The organism is Aeromonas sp. QDB25 (assembly GCF_027707725.1).
GTDB classification, from domain to species: Bacteria; Pseudomonadota; Gammaproteobacteria; order Enterobacterales; family Aeromonadaceae; genus Aeromonas; species Aeromonas caviae.
Map to the genome: position 1 here is coordinate 1 of NZ_JAPCIZ010000188.1, position 1,778 is coordinate 1,778.

Below are 1,778 nucleotides of genomic sequence, written 5' to 3' on the forward strand. Positions count from 1 at the left end.
AATCAGGCCGCCCGATGAAGCAGGAACCCGGTACTGCGCGAGCAGCTATCACCCAGTAATGGGAATCCCCCTCCTGTGACGCGAAGCGCTAAGGTGGGGGAGGATGTCAACCGATAGCGGGCTGTCTCAATCAGTTCCATGGCCTTGCTGATCTGCTGCTGCACGTTACAGGTCATCGGTACGCTCCCATGAGTAGGGGATGACGGGGTGCCTATCCGTGGCGGACATCAATCGTTAGATGTTAAAAGGCCCGCATTGGTACGGGCCTCTTGAGGGTTTAGCTCTGGCTTGATCAGCCAAAGTTCTGATCATCCCACGACTCATAATTACCGTCATATTGCGGCTCAGGCTGCTGTTGGGGTTGCTGACGCTGACCCGCCTGCCCCTGCTGACGCTGACCCTGCTGGTTCTGCTGGGGTGGACGCTGTCCTTGCGGGTTGGGATTGCTTGAGCGCTGGCCCTGCTGGGTTTGCTGGGGTGGGCGCTGGCCCTGTGTATTCTGCTGGCGCTGACCGCCCTGCTGCTGTTGGCCGCCCTGCTGCTGGTTCTGTCCTTGGCCGCCCTTGCTGGCCCCGAGCATGAGCATCTGGCCACTGAAACCATCGACCATGATTTCCGTGGTGTAGCGTTCGATACCCTGCTGATCTTGCCACTTACGAGTCTGGAGCTTGCCCTCGACATACACCTGCGAGCCCTTATTGAGGTGTTCACCTGCTATCTCAGCCAGCTTGCCCATGAACACCACTCGGTGCCACTCTGTACGCTCTCGATCTTCCCCAGTCTGCTTATCACGCCAGCTCTCCGAGGTAGCCACTGTGATGTTGGTGACGGTACCACCGCTTGGCAGTTGACGGACTTCAGGCTCCTGGCCCAGGTGACCAATGATCTGCACTTTGTTCAGCGAACGCATAGGTGTTTACCTCAATTGAGACAAGGAAGGGTGTAGCTCAGCTCCAACCAACGGGAAGCTGTGGCATTTATCAGGGATTTTCGTTGCATCTCGCGCCGATGCGGGCCGGTCCAAAAGTCACCAGAGCCAAAGCTCATCCCGGCATTCTCGGCCTTTTGCAGCGACTCAGCATCAAAGAGCTCGACATGGACACCACCGGTTTTCAGGTGGCTGACCGTGTAACCGCCAATGGCCTCACCCAGGCCGCCCTTGAGCAGCTTGCGGCGCAGTTCAGGCACCTTGTCAGCACCGAAAAAGGTGAAATCATCGCTCTCATAGAGCAGATCCGCGGTGACCCGCTCGATGACGCCCTTGGTACCGGCTAATCGGATTTGGCCTTGATAGTGGACGTAGAGCTGCAAGGTGCCATCTTCCCCGGTGAGCAGGCTCACATGGCGTGCTGTCGGAGCCCAGGACAATCCCGACGTGAACACAGTCGAAAACATATCGACCAGCTGGCCAGTGCGGGTTCGGGTAGAAGCTGGGTTGTGCAGGACCACCCGCATGAATTGGTTGGCCTCGGTACTAAACCGCTCCTGTGCCACCGCATCCTTGGCCACTTTAGGCCGCAGGGCCTTGAGGGCTTCGTAGAGGGAGTCTTTGATACTCATAGCCACCTCACTCACATTCGATAAACATACATTACAGCGTTAATCGCCAGAGTTCAACGTTTTTGTGAGTTATGGAAATTAAAAAAACGGCGCACTGGGGCCGCCGTCTCTTTAGCAGATGCCCCGTAAACCCTCGCCCAATCGGGCGGGGATATAAGGGGCGGTAACTCAATGTTTTCTATTGAGTGGTAATATTTTTACTGTATATAATTACAGTA

General features: G+C 56.2%; 2 protein-coding genes. Both read right to left on the bottom strand.

The features are described from left to right. Window positions 1–292 precede the first annotated feature (292 nt). Window positions 293–910, bottom strand: coding sequence for a single-stranded DNA-binding protein (ssb, locus tag PG883_RS23375; protein WP_114522810.1), 618 nt, complete (start codon window positions 908–910; stop codon window positions 293–295). 11 nt (window positions 911–921) lie between these two features. Further along, window positions 922–1,560: a recombinase RecT gene (locus PG883_RS23380; protein WP_114522809.1), complete on the bottom strand. Its 639-nt coding sequence runs from the start codon at window positions 1,558–1,560 to the stop codon at window positions 922–924. Window positions 1,561–1,778 lie beyond the last annotated feature (218 nt).